At 64.7% G+C, this 18,986-nt stretch carries 9 protein-coding genes and 4 pseudogenes; 9 read left to right on the top strand and 4 right to left on the bottom strand.

What is annotated here, in order from left to right; all coding sequences use genetic code 11:
- Positions 1-51: 51 nt before the first annotated feature.
- From QNA09_RS00295 to QNA09_RS00265, 7 genes and pseudogenes are all read left to right on the top strand, one after another.
- Entirely contained in the window at positions 52-987 is a 936-nt protein-coding gene (locus tag QNA09_RS00295; RefSeq protein WP_064257268.1) for a formylglycine-generating enzyme family protein, read from the top strand.
- Positions 988-1,036: 49 nt separating this feature from the next.
- Positions 1,037-1,405 (top strand): YidH family protein, encoded by a 369-nt coding sequence (locus QNA09_RS00290; protein ID WP_064257269.1) that lies wholly within the window; start codon positions 1,037-1,039, stop codon positions 1,403-1,405.
- Complete coding sequence (locus QNA09_RS00285) at positions 1,402-1,716, top strand: DUF202 domain-containing protein (protein ID WP_071935983.1); 315 nt, start codon at positions 1,402-1,404, stop codon at positions 1,714-1,716. Before QNA09_RS00290 ends, QNA09_RS00285 begins: the two co-directional genes overlap by 4 nt.
- Positions 1,717-2,504: 788 nt before the next feature.
- Complete coding sequence (locus QNA09_RS00280) at positions 2,505-4,163, top strand: AMP-binding protein (protein ID WP_071935984.1); 1,659 nt, start codon at positions 2,505-2,507, stop codon at positions 4,161-4,163.
- 421 nt (positions 4,164-4,584) lie between these two features.
- A pseudogene (locus QNA09_RS00275) lies at positions 4,585-4,929 on the top strand (transposase); the annotation flags it as partial.
- A gap of 209 nt (positions 4,930-5,138) precedes the next feature.
- Positions 5,139-6,188: an IS110 family transposase gene (locus QNA09_RS00270; protein WP_064257624.1), complete on the top strand. Its 1,050-nt coding sequence runs from the start codon at positions 5,139-5,141 to the stop codon at positions 6,186-6,188.
- A gap of 11 nt (positions 6,189-6,199) precedes the next feature.
- Positions 6,200-7,112: pseudogene (locus QNA09_RS00265) on the top strand (IS3 family transposase); the annotation flags it as partial.
- Positions 7,113-7,613: 501 nt separating this feature from the next.
- Here QNA09_RS00265 and QNA09_RS00260 read toward each other — a convergent pair.
- The 3 genes from QNA09_RS00260 to QNA09_RS00250 all read right to left on the bottom strand — a co-directional run bounded on the left by QNA09_RS00260 (position 7,614) and on the right by QNA09_RS00250 (position 14,094).
- Entirely contained in the window at positions 7,614-9,275 is a 1,662-nt protein-coding gene (locus QNA09_RS00260) for a pyridoxal-dependent decarboxylase (protein WP_064257623.1), read from the bottom strand.
- 250 nt (positions 9,276-9,525) lie between these two features.
- Positions 9,526-12,549, bottom strand: coding sequence for a tetratricopeptide repeat protein (locus QNA09_RS00255; protein ID WP_156666270.1), 3,024 nt, complete (start codon positions 12,547-12,549; stop codon positions 9,526-9,528).
- A 129-nt stretch (positions 12,550-12,678) separates the two neighbouring features.
- Positions 12,679-14,094 (bottom strand): hypothetical protein, encoded by a 1,416-nt coding sequence (locus QNA09_RS00250; protein WP_064257621.1) that lies wholly within the window; start codon positions 14,092-14,094, stop codon positions 12,679-12,681.
- 114 nt (positions 14,095-14,208) lie between these two features.
- Between QNA09_RS00250 and istB the strand changes: the two are divergent.
- Positions 14,209-14,901, top strand: a pseudogene (gene istB / locus QNA09_RS00245) (IS21-like element helper ATPase IstB); the annotation flags it as partial.
- A 750-nt stretch (positions 14,902-15,651) separates the two neighbouring features.
- The gene (locus QNA09_RS00240; RefSeq protein WP_082921192.1) at positions 15,652-16,998 is read left to right on the top strand and encodes a restriction endonuclease; all 1,347 of its coding nucleotides are present in this window, start codon (positions 15,652-15,654) and stop codon (positions 16,996-16,998) included.
- Between the two features lie 388 nt (positions 16,999-17,386).
- Here QNA09_RS00240 and QNA09_RS00235 read toward each other — a convergent pair.
- Positions 17,387-18,759, bottom strand: a pseudogene (locus QNA09_RS00235) (ISL3 family transposase).
- Between the last annotated feature and the right edge of the window lie 227 nt (positions 18,760-18,986).

Here is an 18,986-nt window from a genome sequence, read left to right as displayed (position 1 = left end):
TCGCAGCGGGATCCAGCCACCGGTCACCCTCCCGGCACATCCCCGAAAGACATGTCCTGGATTCCCGGAGGAACCTTCTGGATGGGCTCGGAAGACTTCTACCCCGAAGAGCGCCCCGTCCATCAGGTCACAGTCGGCGGCTTCTGGATGGACACCCATCCGGTCACAGTCGCGCAGTTCCGTCGCTTCGTAAAGGCCACCGGATACGTCACCACCGCCGAACTCGCCCCGGAAGTGTCGCTGTATCCGGATGCCGATCCGGCCTTGCTCGTACCGGGGTCGCTGGTGTTCGACCCTCCTACGGGACCGGTTCCCCTCGACAACTACCGACAATGGTGGTCTTTCGTTCCTGGCGCGAACTGGCGGCATCCGGAAGGGCCGGACAGCAATGTCGGCGGTCGGGAACGCCATCCCGTCACCCAGGTGTCCTGGTTCGACGCTCGTGCCTATGCACAATGGGCCGGCAAAGAGCTACCCACCGAAGCGGAGTGGGAGTTCGCGGCCCGCGGCGGTCTCGATCGCAAGCCGTTCGTCTGGGGCGAGGAACATGAGCCCGGCGATCGGCCCGGCGGGAACGTCTGGCAAGGCGAATTCCCTTGGCAAAACCTGCTCGAAGATGGCTTTGCCGGTACTTCCCCGGTCGGCCGCTTCCGCCCCAACGGCTATCACCTCAGCGACATGGCGGGAAATGTCTGGGAGTGGACCGCCGACTACTTCACCGGCGACCACTCCACGCGCGGCAAGAACATGGCGCCGACCCACTCGTGCTGCATTCCCGCCAACCCCCGTGCTGAGACCGCCACCGGTATCCAATATCCGCATGAGCCCTACCCACGCCGAGTCATCAAAGGCGGATCGCACCTGTGCGCCCCGAACTACTGCCTGCGCTACCGCCCCGCCGCACGACAAGGCGAAACGGAAGAGACCTCGACATGCCACATCGGGTTCCGCTGCATCTCAAGAGTCGACGACCACGCGCTGCAATGACATTCCATGCCGCGGTAGCCCCTCATCACTCTGGCGAAGGCAGGCACAGGTGACAACACGGACCGACAACGAACGCGAAAACGGTGTTGCCGATGCCGAACCGGACTATCGCTTCACCCTGGCAAACGAGCGAACATTCCTCGCCTGGATCAGAACGTCGTTGGGCACACTCGCGGCCGGTGTCGCGATCCACGAGCTGCTTCCTGTGTCCGGGAATTTCGTTGCCCCGAATGCGATTTCCCTGGCGTTCATCGTCCTGTCGGTTCTGCTGGCCATCGGGGCGTACTTTCACTGGCGGACCGCTCAGCAGGCGATTCGTAGGGGTGGACCCCTCCGCGGTACGACCATGGTCACGACTGTCACGGCCGCACTGGCCCTGGTGGCATTACTTGCTTGCGTGGTGATCGTGGCGTCATGAGCACTCCGCACCTACGGGATCCCGGACTGCAACCCGAACGTACGGCCCTGGCCTGGCGCCGAACCGCCTTTTCTGTGCTCGTCGTCACCGCTCTGCTCGCTCATCGCGCTGCCAAGCACGGCGGAGCCGAGACCGTGCCGCCAGTCCTGGCCGCGGCGTGCGTTGTCCTGGTCTCGGCCTGGGTCAGTCGTCAGCGCGAGCGGACACTCGCACTGGACTGTCCCAAACCCAGTCGGCTGAGCCTGGCCATCACCGCTGCAAGTGTCGCAGCCAGCGCTTCCGTCGCAGCCGTCACGGAACTATGCCGATAGGGGTGGTCAAAGGGCGGATCAACGGCGACCTACCCCTCCGGTCCGCCCCGCGACCGGCGTAGGTCCTCTCCGTCGAAGACTTCCTTCCGTCGAAGACTTGGGGGATGACAGGAATGCGCAAGACCTGTCACGGGGGCTTCGGTCCGATCCATTTCACATCCAAGCGCTTCGATCCAGATATCGAACCACGAATCCCGCTGCAGACGAACCGCCTTCTGCACAACGACCCGCTCGGAAAGGGAGCAATAAATGCGCGATACCGTACGGAGCGTCCACCGTCGGGTGCAATGGCTTCGAGGCCCCCGTAAGAAGCCACGCCGCTACTCGCGTGCCTCACGGCGAGAACGAATACTCCACCACCATAGAGCTGGCCGGAACCTGGACCGGTAACTCCAGACAGCGCCGACGCCAGGACCGCACAGGGACTGTCCGGGGATTGCCGCAGCAACGAAGTCGCGGCACAGGTCCTTACCGATGTCGGAATACACCGCCCCGGGCTCCCCCGGCAACCCGGCCAAACGACACGGACTGAACAACTACGGACTCGCGGGGTTGACCCACTCGACATTGTCCGGGGTTCCCTTTCCATCGTTCCCGCGCCCACAACGTCCGCAACCTGCGTACCACGCGAGAACGGATGGGCACGTCGTTGAAACACCCACGAGCCAGCACCGAAGTCGACGTTCGCCGATACGAGTGGCTACCCCGTCGGAACCGGAACCCCGGCAGCGCCGGATGACCCCGACACGAACTCTTCTACAAACAATTCTCACAAGGAGCGCACGGAGATGACCAATCTTGCCTTGCCCCCACTTCCCAGCTACACCTCCGCCACGGGAGATGTGCCCCTGCTCGGGGACACGATCGGCGACAACTTCGACCGCACCGTCGCCCGGCACGGCGAGCGGGACGCGCTCGTCGACCGCGCCGCCGGCCGGCGCTGGACCTACACCGAACTCGCCGCGGAGGTCGACGCCCTCGCGCTCGGTCTGCTGCGCGCCGGCATCGGCAAGGGCGACCGGGTGGGCATCTGGGCGCCGAACCGGGCGGAGTGGGTGTTCGTCCAGTACGCCACCGCGAAGATCGGCGCGATCCTGGTCAACATCAACCCCGCCTACCGCTCGCACGAACTGCAGTACGTGCTCACCCAGGCCGGGATCCGGATGCTGATCTCCGCGCCGAGTTTCAAGACGTCCGACTACGCCGCAATGATCTCCGAGGTGCGCGGCGACTGCCCGGACCTCGAGCACGTGGTGCTGCTCGGATACCCCGAATGGAACGAACTCGCCGAGTCCGGACGCGCCGCACTCGCCGACGACCGCACCCGGCTCGACGCCGCCCAGCGTGACCTGTCGGCCGACGATCCGATCAACATCCAGTACACGTCCGGCACCACCGGATTCCCCAAGGGCGCCACCCTCAGCCACCACAACATCCTCAACAACGGATTCTTCGTCGGCGAGCTGTGCCACTACACCGAGAACGACAAGGTGTGCATCCCGGTGCCCTTCTACCACTGCTTCGGCATGGTCATGGGCAACCTGGCCTGCACCAGCCACGGCGCGACGATGGTCATCCCGGGACCCGCCTTCGACCCGGCCCAGACCCTGGCCGCCGTCGCCGAGGAGCGCTGCACCTCCCTGTACGGGGTGCCGACGATGTTCATCGCCGAACTCGCCGACCCCTCCTTCGAGACCCACGACCTGTCGAGCCTGCGGACCGGCATCATGGCCGGCTCCCCGTGCCCGGTCGAGGTGATGAAGCAGGTCATCGAGCGGATGGGCATGACCGAGGTCTCCATCTGCTACGGCATGACCGAGACCTCGCCGGTGTCCCTGCAGACCCGCAGCGACGACACCATCGACCAGCGCGTGTCCACCGTCGGCCGCGTCGGCCCGCACCTCGAGGTCAAGATCGTCGACCCGGCCACGGGCCTGACCGTCCCGCGTGGTGAACCGGGCGAGCTGTGCACCCGCGGCTACTCGGTGATGCTCGGCTACTGGAACCAGCCCGACAAGACCGCCGAGGCCATCGACAAGGCCCGGTGGATGCACACCGGCGACATCGGCGTCATGGACGCCGACGGGTACGTCTCGGTCACCGGCCGCATCAAGGACATGGTCATCCGTGGTGGCGAGAACATCTACCCGCGGGAGATCGAGGAGTTCCTCTACACCCACCCGGACATTCTCGACGCGCAGGTCGTCGGCGTGCCCGACGAGAAGTACGGGGAGGAGCTCATGGTGTGGATCCGGATGCGGGAGGGGGCGGCGCCGCTCGACGCGCAGTCGCTGCGCGAGTACTGCACGGGCAAGCTCGCGCACTACAAGATCCCCCGCTACGTGCACATCGTCGACGAGTTTCCGATGACGGTCACCGGCAAGATCCGCAAGATCGAGATGCGCGAGATGTCTGTCCAGATGCTGGAGACCGCCGCCAATCAATGACCAGACAATCTGGGCACGATCGCTGTACCCATCAGGCGGCTGGTGGGAGGTGCGGAATTCGACACGTGCGGTATTCCTCCGGTGAGAGCGCACCGGCGGCGTGGAATCAGTGCCGCAGACTTGCCCCCGTGGTCCGGCAGCGCAATAACGGTTTGGTGCCCATCCGGTTGCGTGGGCAAGTGCTGCACCGGGTCAGGTGCGCTGTGTCAGCGAAGTCGGCGAGCACGTTGGTCGGGTCGTCGCCGCAGATAGTGGAGCTCGCAGGCAATACCTCTCCCCCACGGAATCCTGTTCGGTGCCGACTCGCAGGCCTGGACCTGGGCAACTGGTTCGGTGACGCCGTCGTCGTTCTGGGGCCTTGACCCCGGTTCTTGGACACGCGGAATCCAGCACCGCTGGGGAAGCGAGATGATCTTCAGTTATGTCACGCAAGAACTACTCGGAAGAGTTCCGGCGCCAGGCGGTCGAGTTGTACGAGTCGACACCGGGCGCGACGATCCGAGGTATCGCCGCTGACCTCGGGGTCGTGCGCGGCACCCTGACAGGCTGGATCGACCAATACGGGACCGGCACCAAAACCCACGTCGACGGCACCCGGGTGCACACACCGGCACGGCCCCACAGCCCACGCCTGGGCGCGGGTGACGCACCAGAGACCGTCGAGCAGAAACTCGCCCGCCTCGAAGTCGAGAACGCCGCCCTACGAGCCGAGACAACCAAGCTCACCACCGAACGCGAGATCCTCCGCCAGGCGGCCAAGTATTTCGCCTCAATGTCATCCTGGACAGGTCCGGTGGGATTCGCTCGATATTTCGCTGCCCCGACTCTGGTCGGTGGCTTGTCCCGATGTGCGGTCCCGCCGGGCCCGGGGCGGTCGTTCGTGTGGCCTGATAGAAGCGTGCCGCTGATGCCCGATTGAGGCGTGCCCAACGACGACCGACCTGGCCCATCCCCTTCACGGATCGGAGTCGTCAGGTGATCATCATCGGAGTCGACGCCCACAAATCCACCCACACCTTCGTCGCGGTCGACGAGGTCGGACGCACGCTCGGGCAGCAGACCGTCAAGGCCACCACTGCGGGACATCTGTCGGCGCTCGAGTGGGCCGCCCAGTGGCCGCAGGTGCGGTTCGCGCTCGAGGACTGCCGGCACGTGACCCGCCGACTGGAGGCGGATCTGCTGCGCCGTGGTTACGCGGTGGTCCGCGTCAAGACACAACTGATGGCCGTGCACAGGCGCAGCGCCCGCCAGCCGGGCAAGTCCGATCCGATCGACGCGCAGGCGGTCGCCATGGCCGCGCTACGCGAGCCGAACCTACCGATCGCGCGACTGGACGGACCTGCCCGTGAGATCGAGCTCCTCAGTGATCACCGCCACGACTTGGTCTGTGAGAGAACCAAACTCATCAACAGGTTGCGGTGGCATCTGCACGAGCTCGATCCCGAACTGCACGTCCCCGCACGGGGGCTCCGACGCTACTGTGTGATGGACGAACTCGCCGATCGGATTACAGAGTTCACCGGAGTGGTCGCGCAGATTGCCGGTGAACTCCTGCAGCGGTGCCGGCAGATGACCCGCCGGATCGACGACCTCGAACGCGAGATCCGCGGCCGGGTACGGGTGCTGGCGCCGTCCTTGCTCGCCGTTCCCGGGTGCGGAGTGTTGTCGGCGGCAGTGATCATCGGGGAGACCGCCGGCGCGCACCGGTTCCCCTCCAAAGACGCCTACGCGAAGTTCAACGGCACCGCCCCGATCCCGGTCTGGTCGGCCCACGAGCGGGTCCGTCTCAACCGTGGTGGTAACCGCACTGTCAACGCTGCTCTGCACGCCATCGCCATCACTCAAGTCGCCCGTGGCGGTCAGGGCAAGGGCTATGTGGACAAGCTGCAGGCCGCCGGAAAGAGCCGGCGAGAGGCACTGCGCCTGCTCCGCCGTCGCGTCTCCGACCGCGTGTTTCAGGTCCTGCGTGCCGACGAATCTGCACTCGGAAAGGTCGCGAATGCAACGTTTTCGGCGGCGGCTTGACATAGAAGCATCGGGGAGACGAAATGGTGAACCGCTTCCGCTTCGTCGCCGACCACTCCGACACCTATCAGGTGAAGCGGTTATGCGAGCTCACCCGAGATCGAGCGCTCGTCCTACTATGCCTGGAAGTCCGCAGAGCCGACGAGGGCGGCTCGCGCCGAGGACGACGCGCAGCTGGCCGAGCGAATCCGGGTGATCCACACCGAGGACAACACCTACGGAGCCCCGAGGATTACTGCCGAACTCAACGATGGTGTTGCTGCGGACGAGAAGATCAATCACAAGCGGGTGGCCCGGGTGATGCGCGAGAACGACATCGTCGGCTACCGGCGCCGACGACGGGTCACGACCACAGTCCCCGAACCTGCCGACCGGAAGGTGCCCGACCTGCTCGAGCGGGATTTCACCGCCGACGCACCGAACCGCATCTACGTAGGCGACATCACGTACCTGCCGATCGAGGGCGGAGCCAACCTGTATCTGGCGACAGTCATCGACTGCTACTCCCGTAAGTTCGCCGGCTGGGCGATCGCCGACCATATGCGCACCGACCTCGTCGCCGACGCCCTCCGTGCCGCCGACCAGGCTCGTAATGGACTGGCCGGGGCCGTCTTTCACAGCGACCACGGAAGTCAATACACGTCGAAGGAGTTCGCCGCTCTCTGCGACCGTCTCGGCGTCACCCAGTCGATGGGCATGGTCGGCACGAGTGCCGACAACAGTCTGGCCGAATCTTTCAACGCCGCCCTCAAACGAGAAGTCCTCCAGAGCGCGAACACCTGGCCCGACGAGGCCACATGCCGACGCCAGGTGTTCCGCTGGGTCACCCGCTACAACACCAGAAGGAGGCACTCCTGGTGCGGACACCGGTCCCCGGACACCTATGAGACCCTCTACACCGCTATGCTGGCATCCGCCGCGTAATCCACCACCCGTGTCCACAATCCGGGGATAAGGCCCGATCGAGCTCTGGGATGGATCCGAGTGGGAGGCACAGGCTGGGCGCGTGTGCGACCGTGCACCGGTCCGCGTCTTCAGTCAGAAGCAGATCTACGAGCTGGCATCGGAGCCGCCGAGCTTTCTCACCATCCTCGACGACATGCCGCAGATTAGGCAAGCAGAGTGGGACGAGGAGTACGAGGCACTCCAGCTTCGGTTCAAAGGTGAGATGCAATTATCCTATACTCGCCCAGCCCCCGGATCATTGATGACAGGGGAAAGAAGTCATACCAGGTCTGGCGACCGCGGCCCTCGGTTTCAAGGACCCTCAAAAAGATAACGGGAGCAGGAGCCGACTCGGTCAGCACCGTCGCCTGCGGATCGCCTCGGGTGAACTCGGTTCGAAGTCGCCTAGCTCACACGCGATCTGATCCTCCAACGTTCCGCGATCGATGCGGAGCTCGTCACACATGGCGTGCCACTCGATCATTTCGGAGGTTCCCTGCGCAGTCGGGCACCGTCGTGCGCACAGTCGCCGTCGGGTACCGCAGATTCGAACTGTTCGCATGCCCCCGCCAGTCGGCTAAGTATCTCTGCCGCAGCTGTGCCGTCGATGAAGGCCGAGATGGGATACAGCAGGAACGCTGGAAGGCCCTCGGAGTCCGTGCCGTACTGATACCGCGCCACGTAGCCGATGAACGGATCGGCGCGACCGTCGGGGTGCTGATCAAAGGTGATGAAGCGACGGAACCGTTCACAGCGCGCGACGTAATCGCGCTGGACATTCGCTGGCGCAGACGCGAGCTCGGCGTAGCTGTGTCTGTCGCCATGGAGATGGATCTTGATCACCAGTTCGAAGCCCAGTGTTCGGGTATTTACGACTTCAAACCTGTGTTTCCAATGCCTTTCGACCAACTCGCCTAGAACGCTGCGGACGCTCAGCAGGTAGCTGAGGTAGTCCTGCATCCCGTGCACGCCCAGTCGCATCAGCACGTGGTAGGCCGAAACGATGCCGTGGCTGGAGCGTGAATTCTCGATACTGACATCACAGTAGCGGGCATCGCCCCACTGCGTGTGCTCATCGAGTGGGCTGACGTCGTCGGTGCCAACAAGGTTGTCGGCGGTCCTGGTCACGAAGAAGCTACTGACTGCCGGGCACAGACCCGTCTTGTGGAAATCGGCGCCGAAGGAGTCCGCCGAGCGGACTGCCCTCACTGCGGCCGACGCCGTCTCGATCTTGCGCAGCACGTCCGCGGCGCGAACGGTGCTTTGATAGTGGCCGGGGTCAGCACCGAAGAGCAGCCACGCCCAACTGATCACAGTGTCGAAGTGCAGATACGGCGGGGCGTCGTAAGCGTCGAGTAGCGAGCGGATACCGCCGACGTCGTCGATGGACAGGTTCAACGTGCCTCCACCGGAAGCGATTACGCAAGCGACTTGTCTGCCCTGCCGGTGGCATCGCAAGAGCTCAGCTTCTAGCGCATCGAGGTCCAGCCGATCCTCGGTATCAGTCGGAAGCCGGATGCAGTTGTCAGTACCCAAACCCAAGAAGTTGCAGATGCTTTCGAGCGAGAAATGACAACGTTGACTGGCGATGACCACGGGCGCACCGTGAATGCCGCGCCGGATGAACCCGCGGTCGAGTCGATTTAAGCCAGCCTTGATAGCGTAGAGTAATGTCCCCTTCCCGCCGCTGGTGGCAATCCCCACCGCGTCCGGCCACCCCGCGAGTTCGCCCAGCATCCTGCTCACTCGCTTCTCCAGCAGATTGACTTTGCCTGACGTTAGGTCGAAGAAGGCGTTGGGATTGTGCAAGGACGTGAACGTTGACAGTGCCACCGTGTCCAGCCATGGCGAGGGAACCAGGTTGAACAGCGCCATTGGATCATGCCAGCGCGCAGCACCTTCGAACGCCTCCAACGAATGAGTGAACGCCTGCTCGGACGTCAAACCTCGCAGCGGCAGCGCCGGGTATGCCGTGGCCTCGGGGTAGCGCATCGTCGAATCGATGGGCCGCCTTCCCCCAATCGATTCCGCGCCCGACTTCAGTCGCTGCGAGATCGTGGCAATCTTGTCGACCAGATCGTCGATGTTGCTCTCGTCGGGGCGAAGAAACTCACCGGGATATAGCCGGCCGAAGTCATCCACCGATGACCGCCGTCATGGTGCCCCAGCCGATCGGGTGAACTGAATCCGCACGCTTTCCCCCTCATTGCGTCAAAATTCGCAGCGAACAGTCACACTAGTGGCTTTCCCTGCGTTAGGAAACAGATGCGCGCGGATACGATCTTGGCGTTAGGTCGAGCCCGAGCCCAAGCCCGAACGCCGCGCGCCCACGTAAGCGACCGACCGTTGCGCCATTGTCCGACCGTCTGGTTGTTTGCGCGGCCGCTCGGAGTCAGCCGTCCGCGTAGCCTGAAGTAATGTCAACCAGCCCGGCCCAGTGGTGTACTGGGCCGCCGGAGGCGCGCATCCTTTGCTGGGCCAGCCATAGTGCGACGTCGGGCGACACGTCGCGGGCAAGGCTGGGGTAGACGTCGGCTAGCAGAGCGGCAGTTGGAGAGCTCCCGTCGTGGTCACCGTCGGGCAACGGATACACCCCGGCCAGGATGTGGTCGGAGCCTGTGATCATCGCGAGTGTCGGCAGACCCAGTGGGTCTGAGGCCGGGTCAGGATCGATGCGGCCGGCCCAGCACGCACCGATCACCCATACCCGGGGCGGCTGGATGCCCAGTAGGTGGGCTGCCGACAGCTGAACGTCCTGACCCAAGTCGAGCGTGTGGCTTAACCCGACGCGGGCTCGTCCGTGCACGCTGGCGATGGTGAACTCGTGACTTCGGTCCGCCAGGCTGCGCAGGAAGTCGCGCGCCGACTCGGGGTGGTCGACCTGGCCGTGAAACGACTGGTCCAGAGCCGCCCGCTCCATCTCTTCCCCGCTGACACCCGAGAGCCACGCGATGGCTCGCGCCGTGGGCGCCGACTCGCGCGAGCGCGCAGTCCTGCTGAGTTGAATTACGTGTAGGGATGGGGCGACGGACACCATCACCGACTCGGCCAGTCGGCTCGGGGACGTCGACTGGTCCCCATACGGGAGGGCTGCCCACGGCACACTCCAGATGCGGACGTCGGGAATCACCAGCACGCGTATGGCGCCACACGGTTCGGGGGCGTTCGCCGAGATGTAACCGATGAGCTTGGGGGAGAACAACAGGGCCCCCAATGCGCGCAAGCGCTGATCGTCGGACTCATCGAGCAGTGCGAACAGCGCGTCGATCCCAGGCGCATCGTCACTCGATGCCACACCTTCGACGACTGTCACGGGCGGTGTCGTGCAGACGGGGACGAGTTGGTCCGTCGGCTCGGACGGCGTCATCGCCGCCAGCGCCGCAGCGGAGTGGGCGTCGATCACGGCGCGGTCGATGGTAGTAGTACCGTCGACGCTGGTGTACACGGTGAACAGCGGTGCGCCGCCGAGCAGGCCTGCAGGGCAGGCGAGTTGGATCACCGGATGCCGAGCGGCGACGAGCCGAAGTTGTTCTGCCACATCAATGGTGGGTGGCTCAAGAACAGCTCGGACGTCGCGTTGCACAAGCCCTTCGAGTTGGGCCAGCAGCCGGTCGCGTTCGGCGCGCCGGGCGGCCAAGTCCTGGTGGGTGTAAGCGGGCCCGCTGAGCGGCGCCCTCCAGCGGGACCGCACTCCTGACAGCCCGGCGTCGCCCCGGTTGTCGGTGATCACCTCGGCGCCCTCCACTTGCATCAGCTGGATGACGAGTGAACGGATCCGCTCGCGCAGCGTGGCGGCGACGTCGTCGTCGGGGGAATGTTCTGCCTGCGACAAGGCGTGCAGGGCTGCCAACGTGCTCGAGGTGCCGTCCTCGATGATTTGCGCCGCTGCGCTGCTGCGATCCAGTTGCACCGTCAACTCCAGCGCAGCGCGCTGTACTCGATCGAGCCGTCGGGCGTACGCCGTGCGCCCCTCGGGGCTGCTGATCCAACGGCCCATCTGGCGACCGCGTCGGTGCACATGGGCCAGCACCTTTAGCTCACGTTCGCGGTCGTGGCCGCCGACCAGTTGGGCGTGCCGTTCAGCGCACCGAAGGTACTCATACGGCGCGCCGATCTGTTCGTAAAGCTCCAGCGCCGTAATCAGTGTCGCGATTGCGGCCTGCTTGTGCTGCGACGCTTGAAGCCCTGCCAGCGCTTCCCGAGTCCGCGCTTGTCCCAGCAGGTTCTGTGCTTTCTCGTAGCAGCGCAGCGCACGTTCGAAGTGGCGGATGGCCCGGGCGTCGTCGTTCTCGGCAGCGAAACGCGACCCCAGCCCGTACTCGGCGTTGCCGGTGGAGTTGGGCGCGTCGAGGTGCTTGTAAACCGCCAACGCCGTGTAGTAGCGCGGCTCCGACCGCCCAGGCGCGTTAGTGCTCAGCGCGAGATCGCCTAGGGCCCGCATCGTATTCGCCCGGCCCAAGGCATCGCCCAACTCTCGATAACTGCGCAACGCGATGGTGTAGTCGCGAGCCGCATTCTCGAGGTCACCGTGGATGCGCCGGGCCTCTCCGCGTTCGAAGTGTGCGTTGGCCTGAGCGAGTCGATCGCCGACCGCCCGGCCATGCTCGATCGCCATGGAAAACGATGCCAGCGCCGTGCTGGGATCCCCACGCAAAGCCGCGAGTTCACCGCGACCCACGCAGGTGTAGGCCAGCCCTAGCCTGTCGCGCGCCCGCTCGTAGGCGACGGCGGCCAACTCGAATCGTTCGGTGGCAGCATTCAGGTTGGATGCCCTCATGGCTTGTTCGGCAATGCATCGCAAGGCATGTGCCTCCCCGAGTAGATCACCGACGCGACGCGAACCCTCGACGGCTTGCTCGTAGAGCTCAGTGGCAAGTGTTGGGTCCCCAAACCGGAGGGTCAGATCCGCCAATCCCTTGTGGCAGCGGGCGACCCGGGCGTGATCGCCATATCGGATCGATAATGCGAGTGCCCGTTCATAGGACGTATGAGCGAGTCGAAGATCTCCGTCGCGGCGGTGGATGAGCGCAGAGGTGAACAGGAAGCGTGGCAGTGCCGTGGGGACGTCGTCGGGACCGACGTCGGCGATTGCCGCGTCGACGAGGTCGCGCGCCTGATGGATCCTTCCGGCGCGCAATTCGAACACCGCTAGAGTATTGCGGGCCATGCCGATCCCCGCCCGGTGGTCGTGTGCTCGGGAAAGCGAATAGGCGCAACCAGCGCTTTGTTTCGCAGCAGGAAGCTCACCGGTGCGAATCAGTACCTCGGTGAGGGCGCAAAGCGCGCGTACCTGAGTCGCAGTATTGCGACGTGAGCGGGCGTCGGTCACGCTGCCCCGCAGAATCACTGCGGCCCGTTCGAGACGCGCCGCGCGCAGCGCGACGGCTGCCTCGGCCTCGTCGGCGGCCCAGGTCAACGGATGCTCACCGTATTCGTCGTGGCCCGGTCACCGCCGCCGCGCTCGGATGCAGAAGGCGTGGCCCGGCACCTGAATCGACTGAACGCATGTTGCTCCAGCGTCTTCGGATCCTCATCGACGCCGAACTCACACTGCATAGGCGCCGTAGGAATCGTATGCCGTGATGATCTGGCGGTTGCGTCCATAATCTACCTGGACCTTCACGGAGTAGCAGCCCTCTTCTGGCGGAGCGACTCTGACGCTCCATCCGTCCTCGTCGGGTTCCATCGCCACGGCATCCCCGAAGTCCATGTCGCCAGGTCCGCGCACGCTGATCCGTGCCCCGGCATCGGTCCGGTCAGCCCCGTTCAACCTGACACTTAGGACTGACAGTTGGCCGACCGGATAGACGTCGTCGACGTCGAACCCGATCCACGGAGCAGTGGCACCCACATCGCGTACGGAAGCTAGGGAAGCGGAATTGAGCGAGGCCAAATAGGCTGCCACCGTCTGACCCGACTGTAACGGGATGTGCGACTCGGGTGCGAACCGCCTGAACTGGTCGACATCGGGCCCGGTGCTGTGCTCGATGGGGATGGCGCTGATCGCGGGCACAGTGCCATCACCGAGCCAACCGACATTGGGCAGCCACTCCGCGTCCGTCTTTGAGATCTGCAGACCCGACTCCGTGACGACTGCACGCGCCGGCGTGGGATGACCCTGCGAATAGAAGGACACTTGGGTGGGCCGCTGGGCAGGTGGCAATTCGTGCAGTCGCGTACATATCGTCTCTAGTTCAAGGTGGCTAGCGTATGCCGATGAAGCCCTGTTCCGGAAATCTGCTGTGGCCACTGCGAGTTCGTGAGGGTAGCGCGGTTGATCCCGTTCGAACACGGCCCGGTATCGGGGCAGGAGTTCATATGTCGATGGCCAGGAGCGTAATACCTCCGTGGCTTCGCCGAACACATGTCCGGTGACCGCTGATGCTGGACCACCGCCGAACCGGACCCCATTGACGAGCCAGTCGACGGCCTTCGGAGCTCCTCGGTGGGGGGTTCCAATGGTGATCAGCCGCTCGCACACCGCGTGCCCGCCCATTGCCCACCACCACCGCGCCACGAGGCCTCCCAACGAATGCGCAATGGCGATGACTTTGGTGTCGGGGCCGAGTGCCTCGAGGCGCCGTTCGACGTCCCACAGCAGTCGCTGTGCGACCTCTTGAGCCGGCAGGCGGAAATCGTACGGGAACGAGACGAGGCGAGCCGAGAGGTTCGGAGGCCGGGTCTCGAGGCTGACGTCTACTTCGTCGTCTCTCAACCGGTATAACGAGCGGATCGTCCGTTCCAGCGACTCGTAGCCGGCCACCTTCTTCCAAGGGAGTACCGCCATCGTCTTCAAGAGCCCGGATGGTCGCAGCGGTTGGTCGATCGCGAGCCGTTCGGGTCGGCGCAGGATGGTCGATGCGCTGCCGCGGACGTGATACCCCCAGACCGGATCGCCGTAGGTGTCACACAGGGTCGATCCGCCTATACCGGGGATCAATAAGATCAGCTTGGTTGACACCGCGTCGCTTTCGTCGATACCACACGATTGAAACAGCGAGTGTAGTCGTTCGGCGGTCGTGGCGGGAGCATGGCGCGGCCCGAAAATGGGCTGGCTCAGCCACCCTTGCGGGAGGGTTATCTCGACTTCCTCGACCATCTGCTCGCCGAGGAGCTGGCCGTGCGGGAATCACGGCGCTTCCGCAATGCCCTCGAGCTGTCGGCCCTGCTGCACCACAAGACCCTCGACGAGTTCGACTACAGCTTCCAGCCCGGCCTCGAACCGCGCCGGGTCCGGGACCTGGCGACACTCGAATTCGTCTCCCGAGCAAGCAATGTCGCTCTCCTCGGTCCGCCCGGGGTGGGCAAGACGCACGCCGCCGTGGCGTTAGCTGTCGCGGCGTGTCAGGCCGGGTACTCGATCTACTTCACCACCCTCGACGACCCGGTCCGCAAACTCAAAGCCGCCGATGCGGTCGGCCGGTTGCCCAAGCAGCTGGGCAGCCCGATGCATCCGTCGTTGCTGGTGATCGACGAGGTCGGCTACCTGCCACTCGACCGCGAAGAAGCCAACACGGGGGCACCTCCCTGCACGCAGTGCTCGGGGGAGTCTTCCAGTTGATCAGCCGCCCATACGAGAAGGGCGCGACGATCGTGACCAGCAATAAATCGTTCACCGAGTGGGGCTCGGTCCTCGGCGACGATGTCCTCGCCACCACCATCTTGGACCGACTGCTGCACCACCGACGTGCTGACCATCAACGGGCCCAGCTACCGACTCGAGGACCGCCAAGCCCTTGTCAGCAAGCCCGACGCCCCGGCACCATAAGACCGTCGGTCACCGACACATGAGGTCGTACGCGCAACGACAGCTGAGGTCGTACCCGGACAGCACCCCGAGTGCTCTGGCGAGGGGTTACGGGCGTCCACGTGGCTTTGGCACCCGTGGAGCCATTCGGTGGCTGTGGCGTGGGCCTCCTCATCGGTGAGGGTGTCGATGTGTTCGGCCATCGCGGCGGATCCCGACAACGTCGCAGTGACCAGCTCGTCCGCACCGGGGGCGAGGTCCCGGCGCGGCGGTGGTGGTAGCCGATGCCGCGTCCCAGTGGGCCACCGTGCTTGGGACGTAGGCGTGCTCCCCCGCTCGGTCATGGTCGCCACGGCGTCGAGCAGGTAGGGGGCGTCAGTGAGCAGATGCGCTGGCAGCGCCACGTGGCCTTCGGCGGTGCACCAGATGGGGAAGCGGTGCCATTCGGCGGCGTCGTTGCGGCGGGTGGCCGCGGCCGCGACCGGCGGCGGTGCTGGCGAGCTGCGTGACGGCTTCCTCGCCGCGAGGCGGAATCTGTGCTGACCGCTCCACCGGCATCCCATCGGTGACGCCGCGTCCGCTCTCGACCGAGAGCACCGGCGCGGCAGGGTCGACGGAGGTCGGCACGGGACTTCAAATGGACTCTGCAGGTGGTAGGTCGTGCCGGTCCGGGTGGCCGAATATCGTGGTAGTTCGACCGTCAACCGCGGCGCTCGTTCTTCCGCTTCCTTTTAAGAAGACACCCCCCTGGTAGCAGTGCATCCTGAACTCATGTCTGAATTGGGTTCACCTGCGCCGGTGTCGACATCGGTGCTTTGGGATTCGATCGTTGGTGCGCAGCTCGAGGAACTTCTCTTTGGGCTTCTGGACGCGATGGGGGCGAAAGAGCTGGCCTGGCGAGCCGGCTCCCACAGTGGGGTCACCGCGATTGACAACGGCCGGGATCTCGAAGCGGTCTTTGTGCAGCCAACACCTGACGGGGAGGAGGATCGCACCCGTTGGTGGATCGAATCAAAGGGACGCGGAACAACAGTCCCTCGAGACGAAGTCACGACGGCGGTTAACAACTTGACTGCCAGAAATGATATCGACGTCTTCGTCTTCTGCACGAACAGCAGATTCTCCAACCCCACGCGGGACTGGGTGGCTGACTGGCAGAAGCTTCATCCTCGGCCAAAAGTGCGACTTTGGGATCGAGACACTCTTGATCGACTCATCCGCGATCACCCGACTGTCGCAGCTCGTACGCTGCCGCAAGCGCTCGATGATGCACAGCGCCTGACACTGCTCTCCGCCAGATTCTGGGAACTCGGGGAGACACCAACCCAGCAAGACTTGGATTACTTCTGGGAACGGCAGTCGGTCGTCCAGGCTGCCGACGACGAAAGACGAGCGATTGCGATGTTCACGTACGCGGAGTCGGACGAAGGACTCGCCGAACGCCCCTGGGGGACGCTGATACCTGACGAGCCGCTCGCGATCACCGAGACTCTCTACCAGGCCGCCTATGAGCTCCCGCGGCTCGGGGTGAGACCTCTGGCGCGACCGGTGGACGGGGGACAGACGGTGCGGGCTGCTGCGTACCTGATCATGTCGGTGATGCCCTATTGGCCGGCGAACCGATTGCACAAGGTGATCTTCAACCTTGGGGATTGTATCGAGGGAGACCATCTCCTCAAGAATCCAGAATTCATTGAAGCTTGGACCAAAATCGCCGTGACACCCATCCTTGGGCGAATCCAAGATGAGCTGGCCGATGTATGTACTGACGACTGCCCCCGGGTCATCACGGATCCCGTGCGAGCGTTCGCCCCACCCATTTTAGGAAAGCAATACTGGCGGCGATTCGGTCTGGGCGACGCACCTGACGCCCGGATCCTCACGATCGAAGAGATCAATGAGCCTTGTGTAGCCGGCCTCCCGCTCGACGCACACCGCCGGTGTCCGCTCATCTCGGATGTCGAGCAGAGCGTGACATTCCTAGAGGATCTATGCCACGTGTTTAAGTTTCGGCGAGAGTACCCAGAGGATCAGTACTGGAAGTTCAAGGACAAACCGGACTGGATGTGCAAGAACGAACCGGAGGATGGGGACTCATCCGAAGGCGGGGAGGTCTAAGCAGAAGCGCCGGCTTGGATGGTCTCTTGCCCACAGTCCAACATGGTTACTTTCCCAATTGAGGGGAATCGCTATTGAGGGAATCGCTACATCAGTGCAGTCTGGGCAGTCCGACCTGGTCGGGAGTCTTGTCGTCGCGCAGGCCCGCCAGCTGGGAGGCCGCAGGCGTCCGCTGCTGTAGTCGCGGTACTCGACGTCCCCCACAAGGATCGGATCGGCCCAATGAGCACCGCGGATTTCCCTGCGGGGCGCGGTCTTGAGCGGGCTGGTGACCCGTCCAGCCTTCTAAGCTACGCACGCGATTCGCGGCGGCACACTCGCACGACGGACCTCACACCCAGGACAGGACGAGCTCGGTGCTGGCCCGAGGATTTATGGCTCTTCGCAGTTAGCAGTGGCATTGACGCCGACTGGGTGTGCTCCGCCGGGAGCGGCGGGTGCAGGCCCACCGTACCCTGCGTCGCTGGTTGTCGGGGTTGCGGAATCCGAATGCGATCCGCCCGACGTGCTTGACGATTCGGTTGTAGCCCTCGCTGCGCGCGTTGGACAGGCCCGTCTGGATGGCCCGGACGATGGGGTCCTGCCAGGTCTCGACGGTGCGGGCCAGCGCGGTGACCTCGGGCACCGAGCAGGCCGCACAGAACTTGTAGAACCGATACAACGCGGCCCGGATCTCGTGCCGCAGCCCGCCGCGGGCGGTGCACGCGAGCAGGTCCCGCAGCAGCTCCTTGGCGATCCAGGCGGCGGCGATCTCCTCGCTGGGGTCGGCGGCGAGCAGCTTGGTGAACAGCTCGGTGCGCTGCTCGGCGGTGAGAGTCTCGGCGCCGCGCAGCAGCCGGCGACGGTTGATCCATTCGACATCGGACTTGCGGCCGCGCCGACCGCGGTGGGTCTGGGTGACCCGCCGGCGCACCGCATCGACGACTTCGTTGGCCTTCTTGACCAGGTGGAACCGGTCGACCACCAATTCGGCGTGCGGCAGCGCCTCACGTACCGCCTTGGCGTAGACCGACGACAGGTCGATAGTGATGTGGGTGATCTGCCGTCGCCACTGCTCGTCGCGTGCGTCGAGCCAGTCGATCACCGTCGCCGCGCTGCGGCCGTTGACCTGGGCGAGCAGGCCCTGATCGCCGCCGATGTCGACCAGGCCGGTGTCCCACCGGTCCACCCACCGCCGGGTTCCGGTGACCGGGTCGGTCTCCCACTTCGCCTTGCCGCGGCGGGTCTCGTCGATACCGAGGACGGTCACCGGCCCGGGCTCGTCGTCGAGGACGGTGTCGGCGACGGTGACGACCCGATCGTGGACGGTGTGCCAGCCGCACCGGTACTCGGCGGCGACGGCGGCCACCGAGCGGTCGTCGTCGAGGACGGCCGCGGCCATCATCGTCTTCGCCCGCGGGGTGACCCTGCTGCGGGGAGGGATGCCGGGCACGGACTCGGTGAACACCTTCCGATCGCATGAGGTGTTGGTGCACAACCACTTCCGCTTGTCCCATTCGAGTCGGGGGCGGTCGGGGCCGACCTGCACGTCGCGGGGACGGGTGGTCACCCAGCCCTTCGACCGTGTCGATTTCTGCCCGCACTGCGGGCACACCCCGACCCACCGGGGGTCGGTGCCGAGCCGGACGATCCGGCTGCCGTCGTCGAGGCGCCGCACCGATTCGACGACGACGCCGTCGAGATCGAGCAGCAGTGAACCACTACTGTGGAGCATGCCCGCGTTCCTTGCTGGTCTGGTTGCCTGAAGAACACCCAGCTCACAAGGGCGCGGGCCCTTTTTCAATCACCGACACGGCACGGGGTCGGACAACATCACGCCCCTACGAAGTGCGAAGAGCCGGATTTATCATCACTCGTCCTCCCATCGCCAACTGGTTGCAGTTTCTTCAGAACAAGGCGCCCTGCGAGTCACCTGAATTGATCTTCGCGCCGAACAGTGCTTCTTCGTCGTAGCGGTGTCGCAGTGCCTCACGAATCGCCAGGAACCG

This window comes from Rhodococcus sp. AH-ZY2, from assembly GCF_030916465.1.
In the GTDB taxonomy this organism is placed as follows: Bacteria; Actinomycetota; Actinomycetes; order Mycobacteriales; family Mycobacteriaceae; genus Rhodococcus; species Rhodococcus ruber.
This window is presented reverse-complemented; position numbering and strand designations above follow the sequence as displayed.